Origin of the sequence: Micromonospora sp. NPDC050397 (genome assembly GCF_044901685.1) — a bacterium.
In the GTDB taxonomy this organism is placed as follows: Bacteria; Actinomycetota; Actinomycetes; order Mycobacteriales; family Micromonosporaceae; genus Micromonospora_G.
Window position 1 is genome coordinate 59,271 of record NZ_JBJDPS010000006.1, and the last position, 13,927, is coordinate 73,197.

Annotated in this window: 12 protein-coding genes; 6 read left to right on the forward strand and 6 right to left on the reverse strand. The window is 70.9% G+C overall.

Annotation, left to right across the window (positions count from 1 at the left end):
• Nucleotides 1–114 precede the first annotated feature (114 nt).
• Entirely contained in the window at nucleotides 115–1,083 is a 969-nt protein-coding gene (locus ACI2K4_RS21375; protein ID WP_404513478.1) for an NAD(P)/FAD-dependent oxidoreductase, read from the forward strand.
• A gap of 188 nt (nucleotides 1,084–1,271) precedes the next feature.
• Here the strand turns inward: ACI2K4_RS21375 and ACI2K4_RS21380 are convergent, their stop codons facing one another.
• Nucleotides 1,272–2,138: a TetR/AcrR family transcriptional regulator gene (locus ACI2K4_RS21380; protein ID WP_404513479.1), complete on the reverse strand. Its 867-nt coding sequence runs from the start codon at nucleotides 2,136–2,138 to the stop codon at nucleotides 1,272–1,274.
• Nucleotides 2,139–2,281: 143 nt separating this feature from the next.
• Between ACI2K4_RS21380 and ACI2K4_RS21385 the strand changes: the two genes are divergently transcribed.
• Complete coding sequence (locus tag ACI2K4_RS21385; protein WP_404513480.1) at nucleotides 2,282–3,211, forward strand: NAD-dependent epimerase/dehydratase family protein; 930 nt, start codon at nucleotides 2,282–2,284, stop codon at nucleotides 3,209–3,211.
• A gap of 45 nt (nucleotides 3,212–3,256) precedes the next feature.
• Here the strand turns inward: ACI2K4_RS21385 and ACI2K4_RS21390 are convergent, their stop codons facing one another.
• Nucleotides 3,257–4,237: a DMT family transporter gene (locus ACI2K4_RS21390; protein WP_404513481.1), complete on the reverse strand. Its 981-nt coding sequence runs from the start codon at nucleotides 4,235–4,237 to the stop codon at nucleotides 3,257–3,259.
• Nucleotides 4,234–5,265, reverse strand: a complete 1,032-nt coding sequence (gene glpX, locus ACI2K4_RS21395; protein ID WP_404513482.1) for a class II fructose-bisphosphatase — start codon at nucleotides 5,263–5,265, stop codon at nucleotides 4,234–4,236. The genes ACI2K4_RS21390 and glpX overlap by 4 nt, the downstream gene beginning before the upstream one ends.
• Nucleotides 5,266–5,423: 158 nt before the next feature.
• Between glpX and ACI2K4_RS21400 the strand changes: the two genes are divergently transcribed.
• The gene (locus tag ACI2K4_RS21400) at nucleotides 5,424–6,140 is read left to right on the forward strand and encodes a DUF4245 domain-containing protein (RefSeq protein WP_404513483.1); all 717 of its coding nucleotides are present in this window, start codon (nucleotides 5,424–5,426) and stop codon (nucleotides 6,138–6,140) included.
• Nucleotides 6,141–6,301: 161 nt separating this feature from the next.
• Nucleotides 6,302–7,099, forward strand: coding sequence for a hypothetical protein (locus ACI2K4_RS21405; protein ID WP_404513484.1), 798 nt, complete (start codon nucleotides 6,302–6,304; stop codon nucleotides 7,097–7,099).
• A 98-nt stretch (nucleotides 7,100–7,197) separates the two neighbouring features.
• Here the strand turns inward: ACI2K4_RS21405 and ACI2K4_RS21410 are convergent, their stop codons facing one another.
• Together ACI2K4_RS21410 and xseA are read right to left on the reverse strand one after the other, a co-directional pair.
• Nucleotides 7,198–7,437 (reverse strand): exodeoxyribonuclease VII small subunit, encoded by a 240-nt coding sequence (locus ACI2K4_RS21410; RefSeq protein ID WP_404513485.1) that lies wholly within the window; start codon nucleotides 7,435–7,437, stop codon nucleotides 7,198–7,200.
• Between the two features lie 126 nt (nucleotides 7,438–7,563).
• The gene (xseA, locus tag ACI2K4_RS21415) at nucleotides 7,564–8,790 is read right to left on the reverse strand and encodes an exodeoxyribonuclease VII large subunit (RefSeq protein WP_404513486.1); all 1,227 of its coding nucleotides are present in this window, start codon (nucleotides 8,788–8,790) and stop codon (nucleotides 7,564–7,566) included.
• Nucleotides 8,791–8,919: 129 nt separating this feature from the next.
• Between xseA and ACI2K4_RS21420 the strand changes: the two genes are divergently transcribed.
• Both ACI2K4_RS21420 and ACI2K4_RS21425 read left to right on the forward strand, forming a co-directional pair.
• Entirely contained in the window at nucleotides 8,920–9,948 is a 1,029-nt protein-coding gene (locus ACI2K4_RS21420) for a 4-hydroxy-3-methylbut-2-enyl diphosphate reductase (RefSeq protein ID WP_404513487.1), read from the forward strand.
• A 215-nt stretch (nucleotides 9,949–10,163) separates the two neighbouring features.
• The gene (locus ACI2K4_RS21425; RefSeq protein WP_404513488.1) at nucleotides 10,164–10,493 is read left to right on the forward strand and encodes a hypothetical protein; all 330 of its coding nucleotides are present in this window, start codon (nucleotides 10,164–10,166) and stop codon (nucleotides 10,491–10,493) included.
• 81 nt (nucleotides 10,494–10,574) lie between these two features.
• Here ACI2K4_RS21425 and ACI2K4_RS21430 read toward each other — a convergent pair whose 3' ends face one another.
• A complete protein-coding gene (locus ACI2K4_RS21430; RefSeq protein WP_404513490.1) occupies nucleotides 10,575–13,835 on the reverse strand; it encodes a S8 family serine peptidase in 3,261 nt (1,086 codons plus the stop codon).
• Nucleotides 13,836–13,927: the final 92 nt, after the last annotated feature.

Sequence of the window (13,927 nt, forward strand, 5' to 3'; positions counted from 1 at the left end):
GAGCCCGTCGGGGGACGAATCCGCAATGGGACGTGTCTTGCCCCGGCCTCATCCGGCCACCTACGGTCGAAATCAGCAGATGTTGATCCGTAGGCGGAAGGCGACGGTGAGCACATGCGCGAGGTCGATGTCGCCATAATCGGAGCCGGTCCGACCGGTCTCTTCGCCGCCTACTACGCCGGCTTCCGGGGTCTCTCGGTCGCCGTCATCGACGCGCTGCCCGAGCCGGGCGGCCAGGTGACCGCAATGTACCCGGAGAAGGTCATCTACGACGTGGCCGGCTTTCCGTCGATCAAGGGTCGGGACCTGGTCGCGAACCTGGTGGTCCAGGCCGCCGCGTTCGACCCCGAATACCTGCTCGGCGTACGGGCCGAGGGACTGTCGTACCGGTCCGGCCTGCCGGTGCTGAGCCTCAGCCAGGGTGAGGACCTGGCCTGTGGTGCGGTGCTGGTCACCGGTGGCCTGGGCAGCTTCACACCACGCCCGCTGCCGGCGTCGGACGGGTTCGTCGGTCGGGGTGTTGTCTTCTTCGTGCCGCACCTGGCGGACCTGGCCGGTCAGGACGTGCTGATCATCGGAGGCGGGGACTCCGCCTTCGACTGGGCACAGGCCCTGGCCCCACTGGCCAAGTCGATCACCCTGGTACACCGTCGGGAGAAGTTCCGGGCCCACGCGGCGACCGTGGACCGGGTCCGAAAGCTGCCCGTACGCATCGTGGTCAACGCCGAGGTAACCAAGATCCATGGCGTTGACGCGGTGACCGGCGCGGACATCGTGGTAAAGGGTGGGATCGCCGAGACCGTGCCGGTCGACACCGTGGTGGCGGCGCTCGGCTTCACCGCCGATCTCGGACCCCTGGCCGAATGGGGGCTGACGCTCGACAAGCGACACATCCTGGTCGACAGCACGATGGCCACCAACCTGCCCCGGGTCTTCGCGGCGGGTGACATCACCGAGTACCAGGGCAAGGTCCGGTTGATCGCCACCGGGTTCGGCGAGGCGGCGACCGCGGTCAACAACGCGGCAGTGATCATCGACCCCGCCGCGCACCTCTTCCCCGGGCACTCGTCCGACGCCGGCTGACCGTCGCACCTCCCGGCGGCAGGCGCTCCGGCGCTCGCCGGCCTCCGCCGGGCCTCGGTCGGCGTCCGTCACCTGCCGTTCGGGCGCCCCGGTGAGACCCGGTCGGCGTGCCGGCCGCTTCGCGACCATCCCCGGCCGGTGCTCGGGCCGGAGCGGGGTCGGTCAGGAGCGCTGGCGGAGGAGGATTGTCAGGGGAGGCCGGCCAGGTCGGCCATCAGCCGCATCTGATGGTCGAAATAGGGCTCGCGGTGCTCGACGACCTGTTCGAGCCGGCCGAAGATCTCGAAGCTGAGCAGGCCGAAGAGCTGATGCCAGCCGGCGAGTCCCCTGGCGAGCTCCTCCTCGGTCAGGGTCCCACCGATCTGGACCGTGTCGACCTGGGTCATGAGCCGGGCCAGGTCGGCCCGGACCGGGGCCGGCGGCACGGTTGTGGTCGGCGGCACGGTTGTGGCCGGTGCCCCGAGACGCCCGTCAGCGGCAGCGTCGACCAGGATGCGGGCCAGAGTCAGTGGCACCCGCTGGGCCTGCATGGTCGTTTCCGGCGGGGCGACGTAGCCCGGCACCGGGCTGCCGTAGATCAGCGCGTACTCGGCCGGGTGCTGTAGCGCCCACTCCCGTACCGCGCGGCAGACGGCGAGCCAGCGCGCACGGGGTTCCGTCTTCGGCTGGGTTGTCCCGGCCTGGTCGGCTGTTCTGCCCTGCTCGGCGGTGCTGCCGTGCTCGGGCGTGTTGGTCCGCTGGGCTGCTTTGGCGTGCTGGGCTGTGTCGGCCTGCTCGGCTGTGTCGGCCTGCTCGGCTGTGTCGGCCTGCTGGGCTGTGTCGGCCTGCTCGGCCGCGTCGCCGAGGGCCCGGTACGCGTCGAGGATCAGCGCGGTGAGCAACTCGTCCCGGCTGGCGAAGTAGCGGTAGAGCGCGGAGGAGACCATGCCCAGGTCACGGGCGACCGCGCGGAGCGAGAGGTTGGCGCCGTCGGTGGCGAGGTGTCGGCGGGCCACCGACTTGATCTCCTCGGTCAGCTCGGCGCGTACCCGGGCCCGGATCGAAGGTGCGGACATGGTGCCACTCTGCCAGAGGTGAGATCGGTTATCCAAAACGAGAGCACTGCTCTTGACGTACGGATCGAGCCGTGCCAGGCTTCGTGACCTGGCCAGAGAACACTGCTCTCGCATCGGTTCCTTGATCCGAAGAGGTGGCAAACATGTCGTTGCACGTGGTTGTCGGCGCGGGTCCGGTCGGTTCGGCCGTTGCCCGGCTGCTGGCCGGGCGGGGCGATCGGGTGCGTCTGGTCACCCGGCGAGGCTCCGGCCCCGAACACCCGGCGATCGAACGGGTGGCCGCCGACGCGACCGACGCCGAGCGGTTGGAGCACCTGACGGCCGGGGCGGTGGCGCTGCACAACTGCGCCAACCCGGCCTACTACCGTTGGCCGGTCGACTGGCCGCCGCTCGCCGCCGCCCTGCTCCACGCGGCCGAACGGTCCGGCCCGGTCCTAGCCACCGTCAGCAACCTGTACGGCTACGGCCCGGTCGACCGGCCGATGACCGAGGACATGCCACTGCGCCCCAACTCGGTCAAGGGCCGGGTGCGCGTCGAGATGTGGCAGGACGCGCTCGCCGCCCACCAGGCTGGCCGGATCCGGGCCACCGAGGTACGTGGCTCGGACTACCTCGGCGCGGGTGCGCAGACCACGCTGAACGTGCTGGTGATTCCGAGGGTGCTGGCCGGGCGACGGGCCACCGTACCGGGAGATCTCGACGCGCCGCACAGTTGGACGTACGTGGGCGACGCTGCCCGTACCCTGGTCGCCGCCGCCGACGACGAGGGCGCCTGGGGACGGGCCTGGCACGTGCCGAGCGCACCGCCGGCATCGATCCGGCAGGTCGCGACCCGGGTCGCGGAGTTGGCCGGGGCGCCCGCCCCACGGCTGAGCCGGATGCCGGCACCGGTGCTCTGGCTCGGTGGCCTGTTCGACCCGACCGTACGCGAGCTGCGTGAGGTGTCGTACCAGTTCGACCGGCCGTTCCGGCTGGACTCGTCGGCCGCCACCGCGCGGTTCGGCATCGAGCCCACCCCGTACGACGATGCCCTGCGCGAGACGATCGCGGCGACCCCGCACGACAAGCGTTAGGAAGGGCCCCTTCCTATACAAAAAACGATAGGAAGGGGCCCTTCCTTACCCGCTGCGGGGGCGGCGGCTGGCCACTAGGACGGCGGTCAGGGTGAGGAGCGCGCCGAGCAGGGTGAAGGGGCCCGGAGAGCTGGCGTTGCCGGGGGCGAACAGGTCGATCAGGACGGCGCCGACCACCTGACCGGCGATGGTCGCCAGACTGAGCAGCAGCACGCCGGTGAATCGGACCAGGGCGGCGGCGACCGCGATGAAGAGGATCCCGATCGGGCCGCCGAGGTAGAGCCAGGGCTCGCCGGGCAGTCCGCCGGTCGGCCAACCGCGTACGGCGGTGCTCACCGCGAACGCGACCAGCAGCGCCGCCGTACCGACCGCGAAGTTGACCAGGGTGGCGGTCAGCACGCTGCCGGCGGCGGCCCGGACCCGACCGTTGACCGCCTGCTGCCAGGCCAGGCCCAGGCCGGCCAGGAGGGGAAGCAGGGCCAGGGCGAGCCCGGCCGGGTCGTCCGGACGGTCGCCCACCGCGAGGAACACCGCGGGTACGGTGAGCGCCGCTCCAGCGAGCCGGGCAGCCGTGACCCGTTGCCGCCCGGCGGGGCCGATCCCGGCCCGGTCGACCACCAGGCTGCTCGCCGACTGCCCGGCGACCACGGCCACGGTGAAGATCGCCACGCCCAGCCGCCCGACGGTCAGTCCCTGGTTGGCCACCATGAACGCGCCGCAGGCGCCGCCGAGGCACTGCCAGGGGCGCAGCGAGCCGTCCCGCAGGGCCGACCGGAACACGCCGAGGTGACGGCGCCCGGCGGGGCTGCCGAAGGCGAGGGCGGCGAGCGTGACCAACCCGATGCCGAAGGAGACCACCGCCGCCGCGATGCCGTCGTGCAGGCGTACGCCGAGTTCGCCGTTGATCCGTGACTGCACGGCGACGGCGCCGCCGGAGACGAGGGCGAGCCCGACGGCCCCGGCGCGGCGCAGCCCGGGAGTGGTTCCGGGGGTCTTCGCGGTGAAACGCGTGTTGAGCAGGCTCATTCCTGCTCGGCCAGGGGACGGCCGTCGTAGTCGACGGCCGAGTAGAGGTTGAGCTTCTCCAACCGGTGGTAGGAGTCGATCACCCGGATGGTGCCGCTCTTGGAGCGCATCACGATCGACTGCGTGTACGCCCCACCGGCCCGGTAACTCACCCCGCGCAGCAGGTCGCCGGAGGTGACGCCGGTGGCGACGAAGAAGCAGTTGTCCCCGGAGACCAGGTCGTCGGTGTGCAGCACCCGGTCCAGGTCGTGCCCGGCGGCCAGCGCCTTCGCCCGCTCGGCCTCGTCCTGCGGCCAGAGCTTCGCCTGCATCGCGCCGCCCATGCACTTGAGTGCGCAGGCGGCGATGATGCCCTCGGGGGTGCCGCCGATCCCCATCAGCACGTCGACCCCGGACTCGCCCCGGGCCGCCGCGATCGCGCCGGCGATGTCACCGTCGGAGATGAACCGGATGCCGGCCCCGGCCCGGCGGATCTCCCGGACCAGGCCCTCGTGGCGCGGTCGGTCCAGGACGCAGACGGTGACGTCGGACACCTCGCTGTCCTTCACCTCGGCGATCCGGCGCAGGTTGTCGGCCACCCCGGCGTTGATGTCGATCGCGTCCGCGTACGCCGGGCCGACCGCGATCTTCTCCATGTAGAACACCGCGCTCGGGTCGAACATCGCCCCGCGCTCGGCCACCGCGAGTACGGCGAGCGCGTTCGGCATGCCCTTGCTCATCAGCGTGGTGCCGTCCACCGGGTCGACCGCCACGTCCACCTCGGGACCGGTCCCGTCGCCGACCGACTCGCCGTTGAAGAGCATCGGGGCGTTGTCCTTCTCGCCCTCACCGATCACCACCACCCCGCGCATCGGGATCGAGTTGATCAGCTTGCGCATGGCGTCGACGGCGGCGCCGTCGCCGCCCTCCTTGTCGCCCCGGCCGACCCAGCGGCCGGCGGCCATCGCCGCCGCCTCGGTCACCCGGACCAGGTCGAGAGCGAGGTTGCGGTCCAGATCCTGCGGAATTCGGGTCCTGGTGACGGTCATGGCGGGGCTCCTCCTCGCGACGGTGCGGGGTGAACCGGCAGAAGGCCGAGCCTGCCGCCGGCCATGTCATTAGATCCTGGCATGGACGCGAACGTGGATCAGGTGCGGGCGTGGGTGGTCCAGATCGCAGCGGCCGGCATGGCTGTCACTATGGGTACGTGGACTCCGCTGCGCCAGTTGACCGCGATTCGAACGACGGCACCCCAGACGACCGTACCCAGAGTGCTCAGGCACCGGGCGGGCTCGGGTCAAGTGACGTCACTCCGGGTGACCAGCCCTCGGCTTCGGTCGCCCGTACCCCGAAGGGTTCGGCCGGGGTTGTGACGATGGACACGCCTGCGACCGAGGAAGTGGTCCAGGCGGCCACCCGGGCGGAGCGGTCGCCGAAGGACATGGCCATCTCGTTGCTGGTCCTGCTGATCCCGATTGCCCTGCTGATCGGCTTCTACCGGGTTTTCCTCGGCGGTGACCAGCCGACCCAGGTCGATCCCGCGCCGACCCTCGCCCAGGCCCGGTCGATCAACGCCTTTCCGGTGAGCGAGCCGGCGGGTCTGACCGACGGGTGGCAGAGCGTGACCGCCACCCTTCAACGCCCCGACGGGGCGGTGACGCTGCGCCTGGGCTACCTGAGCCCGGACGGCGGTGCCGTGCAGGTGGTGCAGAGCAACGTGCCGGTCGAGCGGTTGTTGCCGAACGAGCTGACCGCCAAGGGCCAGCCGCAGGGGGCCTTTGAGGTGGGCGGGCGGAGTTGGATGCGGTACACCGCACGGGCCAGCGAGCGGGCCCTCGTGCTGATGGAGCCTGGGCGGACGGTGATCGTGGTCGGCTCGGCCAAGGAGAGCGAACTTCAGGATCTGGCCGGATCTCTGCGCTAGACGCGAGATCTCTGCGCTAGACGCGAGCTGATTTATGGCAGAAATCCGCGAGTTTTATGTAATACTTAAGGGTTTCTGTGTAGGGGATGCCCAGGCGTTAGGCTACGGCCGTTCGACCAGCGGCGCATTGACGCCGGAGACATCCTGAAGGGGATTTCCACGTGAGAATTCGGCGCTCGAGCGTCACCGTTCTCGTCAGCGCAGCTCTGCTCGTTCCCGGAATCGCCGCGTGCGAACCGGGGGGAGCGAAGACCGCCACGTCGCAGAGCCCCGCCACCTCCACCGACCCCAAGCAGGCCCTGCTCGCCTCCACGGCGGAGATCGCCAAGGGCAACTTCAGTTTTGTCATCAGGAGCGCCAGCACGCAGGGCGAGGGTGTGGTGCACGCGCCCAGCCAGAGTGCCCGGATGAAGATGACCTTCGGCGTCGCCGGCAGCTCGATCGCGACGGACATCATCTACATCGGTACGGACGGGTGGGCCAAGGTCGAGGGAAACGGCCTGAGCGCGCTCCCCGGCCTTGACCTGCTCGCCACCGGCAAGTACCACCACCTCGACAAGACCAGGATCTCCGGCGCCGCCCTGCTCGACTTCGACTTCTCGGACGTCGACCCGGCCGGAGCCGCGACGCTCACCCAGGCCATCGTCGACGTGCGGAGCAGCGGCGACGGGGGCTACGTGGGTCACATCGACCTGGCCAGGGCATCCGACGCGAGCCTGGTCGGCGGATCGATTGTGAGCGATCTCGGCGCGGCGGCCAGCAAGCTTCCGTTCGAGGCCAAGGTCGACCCGCAGGGCCGGCTCACCGAGCTGACCATCAAGGTGCCCGCGGTGGGCAAGACCGCCGCCCAGGAGCTGCGGGTCAGCTACTCCGACTACGGTGCCGCCCCGGCTCCGAAGGCGCCGCCGGCCACCGAGGTGGTCGAGGCGCCGGCCGAGCTGTACGAGATGCTGAAGTAGCTTCCGCCTGGGTTCTGCCCGGTGTGACGGGGTGGACGTCGTCGCCCCGTCACACCGTCGCGAGCCGTTCAGGTCAGGCGCTCGCGAGGGGCCCCGGCTCAGGCGGGTGTGCCGCTCTCCCGGGCCCGCCGGGCGGCGTCGATCCGGTCCCGGGCGCCGTCCAGCCAGTGCTGGCAGATCTCGGCCAGCCGCTCGCCGCGTTCCCAGAGCGCCAGCGACTCCTCCAGCGAGATCCCGCCGGTCTCCAACCGCTCCACCACCGATGCCAGCTCCGCGCGCGCCTGCTCGTAGCTCGGCCGCTCGTCCGACCCGGTGGTGCGCTTCTGCTCTTTGGTCATGATGTCCCATCTTCGCGTGGTACACGGCGATCCCGGCCCGCTCCTGACCCACGACCGCCCTCGTCTGATCGGTACGCGCCGGTCACGGCCAATCGTGGGTGCCCGGCAATCACGGCTGCCCGGCGGTCACGGCTGCCCGTCCACCGTCGCGGTCAGCTCGCCGTCGGCCAGGCGGATCCGGAGCTGGTCGCCGCCGGCCACCTCGTCGGCCGCGCGGACCACCTGCTCGTCGGCGCGTTGCACGATGGCGTACCCGCGCTCCAGGGTGGCGGCCGGGGAGAGGGCCCTGAGCCGGGCCACGGTCTGACGTAGCTCCCCGGTGGCGGCGGTCAGTCGGCTGTCGAGGCATCGACCGGCCCGGTCGCGCAGCGCGCCGGTGTCGGCCGCCCGCTGGTCGAGCATGACCTGGGGACGGGCGAGCACCGGTCGGGAGCGCAGCCCGTCGAGTCGGTGCGTCTCCCGGTCGAGAAGATTGCGTACGGCGCGATCGAGGCGGTGCCGGGCCTGGCCGATCAGCCGCTGCTCCTCGGCCAGGTCGGGCACGATCCGTTTGGCCGCGTCCGTCGGGGTGGAGGCGCGCAGGTCGGCGACGTAGTCCACCAGCGGGGCGTCGCTCTCGTGCCCGATCGCGCTGACCACCGGCGTACGGCAGCCAAAAACGGCCCGGCAGAGCGCCTCGTCGGAGAAGGGGAGCAGATCCTCCACCCCGCCGCCGCCCCGGGCCAGCACGATCACGTCCACGCTCTCGTCCGCGTCGAGTACGCGCAGCGCGTCGATGATCTGCGGCACCGCCGTCGGCCCCTGTACGGCGACGTTGACCGTCCGGAAGTCCACCGCCGGCCAACGGCGCTGGGTGTTGAGCAGGACGTCCCGCTCGGCGGCCGAGGCCCGGCCGGTGATCAGACCGACCCGGTTCGGCAGGAACGGCAGCCGCCGCTTGCGGGACCGGTCGAACAGCCCCTCGGCGGCGAGCAGCTTCCTCAGCTTCTCCAGCCGGGCCAGCAACTCGCCGAGCCCCACCTGCCGGATCTCGTCGGCACGCAGGCTGAGCGTGCCCCGCCCGGCGTAGAACTCCGGTTTTGCGTGCAGCACCACCCGGGCGCCCTCGGCCAGCTCCGGGGCACCGGCGTCGAGCACGTCCCGGCTGGTGGTGACGGTGAGGCTGAGGTCGGCCGACGGGTCACGCAGGGTGAGGAAGACGGTGGCGGCGCCGGGGCGGCGGTTGATCTGGGCGACCTGGCCGTCCACCCATACCCAGCCGAGTTTGGCGATCCAGGCGCTCACCTTCTGGCTGACCACCCGGACCGGCCACGGCTCGTCGGGGGTGCTGCGCGGGGCGCCGGCCTCGGTCATCCGGTCAGCCTACGGCGGGCCACCGACGGTGCCGGCCCGCCCCGCCCCGCCGCACGCCGGCCGGGTGGCGCTGGCGAGGTGCTGCGGCGGCCCGCCGCCCCGGCCCGGATCGGCACGTAGACTGAGCCTGTGATCGAGGCTGAGGCGACTTCCCAGACCCGCAAGCGCGTGCTGCTGGCCAAGCCGCGAGGTTACTGTGCCGGCGTCGACCGGGCGGTGCAGACCGTCGAGGAGGCGCTCAAGCTCTACGGCGCGCCGATCTACGTACGCAAGCAGATCGTGCACAACAAGCACGTCGTACAGACCCTGGAGCGGCAGGGGGCGATCTTCGTCGAGGAGAACGACGAGGTGCCGGAGGGCGCCACGGTGATCTTCTCCGCGCACGGCGTGGCGCCCGAGGTCTACGAGCAGGCCAAGGAGCGCTCACTGCGGGCGATCGACGCGACCTGCCCGCTGGTCACCAAGGTCCACCACGAGGCACGGCGGTTCGCGGCCGACGACTACGACATCCTGCTGATCGGTCACGAGGGGCACGAGGAGGTCGTCGGCACGGCCGGCGAGGCCCCGGCGCACATCCAGCTCGTCGACGGGCCGGACAGTGTCGACCAGGTCACCGTACGGGACCCGGCGAAGGTCGTCTGGCTCTCCCAGACCACGCTCTCGGTGGACGAGACGATGGAGACCGTGGCCCGCCTGAAGCAACGGCTGCCGCTGCTCCAGTCCCCGCCCAGCGACGACATCTGCTACGCCACCTCCAACCGCCAGCACGTGGTCAAGCAGATCGCCGCCGACTGTGACGTGGTGATCGTGGTCGGGTCGCGCAACTCGTCCAACTCGATCCGGCTGGTCGAGGTGGCCGTCGACGCCGGTGCCCGGGCGGGCTACCTGGTCGACTACGCCTCGGAGATCTCCGACGAGTGGTTGGCCGGCGCCGGCACGGTCGGGCTGACCTCGGGGGCGAGCGTGCCGGACGAACTGGTCATGCAGGTCCTGGACCACCTCGCCGAGCGGGGCTTCACCGACGTGGCCGAGGTGACCACCGCCGACGAGCGGCTCACCTTCTCGCTGCCGCAGGAGCTCAAGCGCGACATGAAGGCCGCCGCCGCGGCCCGGTCCGCCGAGGCCGCCGCGCTCGCCGCCAGCGCCGGCAACGGCTGAGGCGGGTCACGGTGTCGGCCGGAGAGCACGGTACGCCGACCCCGCCGCGCCCCGCGTCCGTACGCCCCGGGTGGAACGTCCGCCCGGGAGATCGCGTCGGAGTACGTATGAAGTCGTTCCGGATCGGGTTCTCCGCGGTTGCCGTCTGCGTGGTCCTCGGCGCCTGCGGCGAATCCGCGACCCCGCCTTCGGTCAACCCCTCAGGAGGACCGTCGTTGTCGAGCATCAAGCCCAGTGACCCGAACGCCGAACCACCGTTGCCGCCGGCCAACTCCACCGCCCCGGCCAGTCCGACCGGCCGGCCGACCCCGAGCAAGTCCCCCGGCGGTTCCGCGCCGACCGGCACGATGACCGTGACCGGTGTGGTCACCCCCGGGGTCGAGCCGAACTGCCTGCTGATCGACAACTACCTACTCGTCAACGGCCCGCGCGACCAGCTCCGCAGCGGCGCCCGGGTGACCGTGACCGGGCGGCTCCAACCCGGCCTGATGACCACCTGCCAGCAGGGCACCCCGTTGCTGGTGGAGAGCGTCAGGCCCGCCTGACACCCACCCCGTCGCGCGGTGACCGGAAAACGTGGAGCCCGCCCCCGACCGGGGACGGGCTCCACGTCTGTTCTCGAACGGTTAGTTGACCGAGCCGATCGCCACGTTGCCGCGGCCGACGACCGCGCCCTCGCTGGTCACGATCTGGAGCTCACCGAAGAGCTGCCGGCCGGCCGGCGGTGCGCTCAGCACGGTGACCGCGCCGGTGACGCTGCCGGTGGAGCCGTTCTTCGGCAGGGACACCCAGGTGCCCGACGCCGAGATGTTGCCGAGCGCGGCCGAGTAGAACACGTCCCGGTAGTCGTACGCGGTGGTGCCGGCGGGTACGGCGTACCCGTCGATCTCGACCGTGTAGACGCCCGCGGGCGGGTTCGCCAGCGACACCGCCTCTTCCGAGTCCCCGTCAGCGGCCTGCCCGACCAGCGTGCCGTTGCGGTAGACGAAGAGGTCCAGGTCCGCGCCCGGGTCGCTGGTGTTGCCGATCGCGACGTCGAGCCGGGTGGCACCGGCCGGCACCGCCACCTCGAAGGTCTGCACCTCGTGGTTGGCGATGGTCGGACGCTGCGACACGACGCTACCGAGCGCGCCGCCCTGGCCGGAGACGGTGACCGGGCCGTAGGTGTTGCTCAGCGACCAGGTGACCGGGGTGGGCTGACCGGCGGTGACGCTGGGCAGCTCGACCACGGACGGCTGCACCGCGACGCCCTGGATCCGGGCCTGCAGCGCGAACGGGTTCTCCAGCAGGCCGGAGGTACGGCGGGACTCCACCTCGATCTCCCAGACACCCGGAACCGGGTTCAGGTACGACCGCTCGTCCGGCTTGCAGACCGCGGCGTCGGAGAAGTTGGTGTAGCAGTTCAGGCTCGAGGTGCTCTCCACCGGGACGCCGTACGGGCTGTTCGCGATGAAGCGGGTCTGCGAGCCCGGGGCCACCCCGGTCAGGTTGACCTGCAGCGCCGCCGCGCCCTCGGGCACGGTGACAAAGAAGGACTTGGAGAGGTTGCGGTCGACCGTGCCGCTGGCGGTGAAGTCGAAGTTCGGCTTCGTCGGCACGTTGGAGATGACGACCGTGTTGAGGAAGGCGAAGTCGACGATCGAGGTCGCCGGGTCGTCCACCTGCATGATCGCGCTGTGCGAGCCGACGCCGGCCCGCGACTCGATCGTGAAGGTCACGGTCTTGTTCAGCGGGAGGATCAGGTTCTTCGGCGCGTTACGGAACACGCCGGCCTCGTTGCCGACCCAGCGGACCGTGTGCTTGATGTCCTTGTTGGCCCCGGTGGTCCGGGTGACCTTGACGGTGTACTTCTTCGCCACGTCCGGCCGCTGGCCGCCCTCGGTCACCGCGCACCGGTTGTAGATCCCGACGCCCTTGTCCGGGGTCACCAGGAAGTCGGAGAGCGGGGTGCAGACCGGTGCGGCCGCCTGGTAGCCACGAACGTCGAAGCCACCGGCGAGCAGGTCCCAGGCGCCCGGCACGTTGAACTTGCCGTTGCCCTGACCCTGCGCGCTGACCCCGTCGATCCAGGTGGCGGAGGAGTAGATCGCCTTGCGGAGCTTCGTCGGGGAAGCGTCCTTGCCGGTGGCCTTCGCCGCCGAGAGCAGCAGCGCCGCCGCGCCCGTCGCCTGCGGCGAGGACATCGAGGTGCCGTTGATCATCTGGATGCCCGGCGGGAGCTGGTAACCGGCCTCGGCGACCGGGATGCCCGGCTGCCACACCGGCGTGGTCGACAGGGCCGACCCCGGCGCGGTGATGTTCGGCTTGAAGGCACCGTCCTCACGCGGCCCGCGCGAGGAGAAGTTGAACAACTGGTACGGCGTACGGGTCTCCGAGCCGTAGTTGGCCAGGTAGGTCTCCTGGCTGATGCCGGCCGCGACGCTGACCACGTCGGTCGCGGTGGACGGGTCGCCGAGGGTGTTCACGCCCGGACCGTCGTTGCCGGCCGAGATGAACATCTGGACGCCGTAGTCCTGGATCAGGCGGTCGTAGAGCTGCGCCCGGGCGTTGTTGCCGTCGTTCAGCGTCGGCAGGCCACCGATCGACATGTTGACCACGTCGACGCCGCGGTTGACGACCAGGTCGACCATGCCGTCGGTCAGCGCGGCGGCGGTGCAGCCACCGCCCCAGGAGCAGGCGCGGGCGGAGACCAGCTTGGCGCCGGGGGCGGCGCCGTCGAAGTTCGCGTTGCCCAGCATGTCGTTGGCGGCGGTGATGCCGGCGACGTGCGAGCCGTGCTCGTCCTCGATGATGCCGATGTTGACGAAGTCGGCGACGCCGGGCAGGCCGGCGGGGGTGACGTCGACGTCCTCGCGGTACTCGACCACGAACGGGATCTGGTCGCGGACGGCGGTGGCCGGGTTGTCGGTACCGAAGTGACCGACGTCGTAGCGCTCGCCGTACGGCCGCATGACCGGGTCGTCGTTGAAGTCGCGGTTCTGGTTGGCGTCGACCCGGATGTCGTGGCTCACCGGGTCGTAGAGCACACCGAACGCGTCGGTGGTGTCGCCGTCCCGGTTGACGTCACCGCCGGGCGAGCTCGCCGCGGTGATGTTCTCCGAGAACCGGTTGATCTTGTACGTCCCGGCCGGCGCGGTCCAGCTCGTCCCGCCGTAGTTGAAGGCCGGTCCGGTGACGTCGGTCAGCATCGCCCGCCAGGTCGCGTCACTGTCGAACAGCGGGTCGGTGGCGGTGAACCAGTCGACGATCTTCCGCTCGCCGGTGGTGGTGGTCTGCAGCGCCGGGTTGTCCAGGTCGACGCCGGAGTCCATGATGCCGATGGTCACCCCCCGCCCGTCCCACTCGGGGTGCGCCTGCTTGAAGGCGACCGCGCCGGTCTCGCTGGTCGGCATGTACGGGTTGACCGCGGCGGTGTCCGCGCCCGGCCCGCTCGCCGTCACCGCCGCCTTGGCGCCCGCCTTCACCGGCTCCGGCTTCGGCAACTGGATCGTCTCGTTCAGGTCCAGTGCGGAGACGCCGGGCAGCTTGGCGGCCTTGAGGACGGCGCTGGTGGGAATGCGCGCGCGGACGTAGCCGACACCGTCCACCTGCTTGCCGATGACGCCACCGAGCTTCTTCAGCTCCGCCGCGACATCCTTGGCCTCACCCTTGTCCGTCGCCACGATCACCGTGACGTCCTGCTCGCGGTTGGCCTCGGCCTTGGCGAGCAGTTCGAGATCGTGGGAACCCAACGTGTCAGTGGGGGTCCCCTTGAGAACGTCGGCTTCGGTCGACGGGTTGGCGCTGGCGGTGGTGACACCACCCGTCAGTGTCATGGCGCCCGCCGCCACGACTGACGCGAGGAGGCCGGCGGAGGTACGCCGACTCCAGGTGCGGGGTTTACTCACGTTCTCTTCCTCCAGAGAACAGGGCCCTTAGAAACAGGGCACGTGTGAGCGCATCCTTCGCGTCAGGCCCGATCCTGTCACTACTCCTGAGA

What these genes read in the sequence shown, in the direction of transcription:
- ACI2K4_RS21375 (WP_404513478.1), top strand. Translation starts at nt 115, where the DNA reads ATGCGCGAGGTCGATGTCGCCATAATCGGAGCCGGTCCGACCGGTCTC.
- ACI2K4_RS21380 (WP_404513479.1), bottom strand. Translation starts at nt 2,138, where the DNA reads ATGTCCGCACCTTCGATCCGGGCCCGGGTACGCGCCGAGCTGACCGAG.
- ACI2K4_RS21385 (WP_404513480.1), top strand. Translation starts at nt 2,282, where the DNA reads ATGTCGTTGCACGTGGTTGTCGGCGCGGGTCCGGTCGGTTCGGCCGTT.
- ACI2K4_RS21390 (WP_404513481.1), bottom strand. Translation starts at nt 4,237, where the DNA reads ATGAGCCTGCTCAACACGCGTTTCACCGCGAAGACCCCCGGAACCACT.
- glpX (WP_404513482.1), bottom strand. Translation starts at nt 5,265, where the DNA reads ATGACCGTCACCAGGACCCGAATTCCGCAGGATCTGGACCGCAACCTC.
- ACI2K4_RS21410 (WP_404513485.1), bottom strand. Translation starts at nt 7,437, where the DNA reads ATGACCAAAGAGCAGAAGCGCACCACCGGGTCGGACGAGCGGCCGAGC.
- xseA (WP_404513486.1), bottom strand. Translation starts at nt 8,790, where the DNA reads ATGACCGAGGCCGGCGCCCCGCGCAGCACCCCCGACGAGCCGTGGCCG.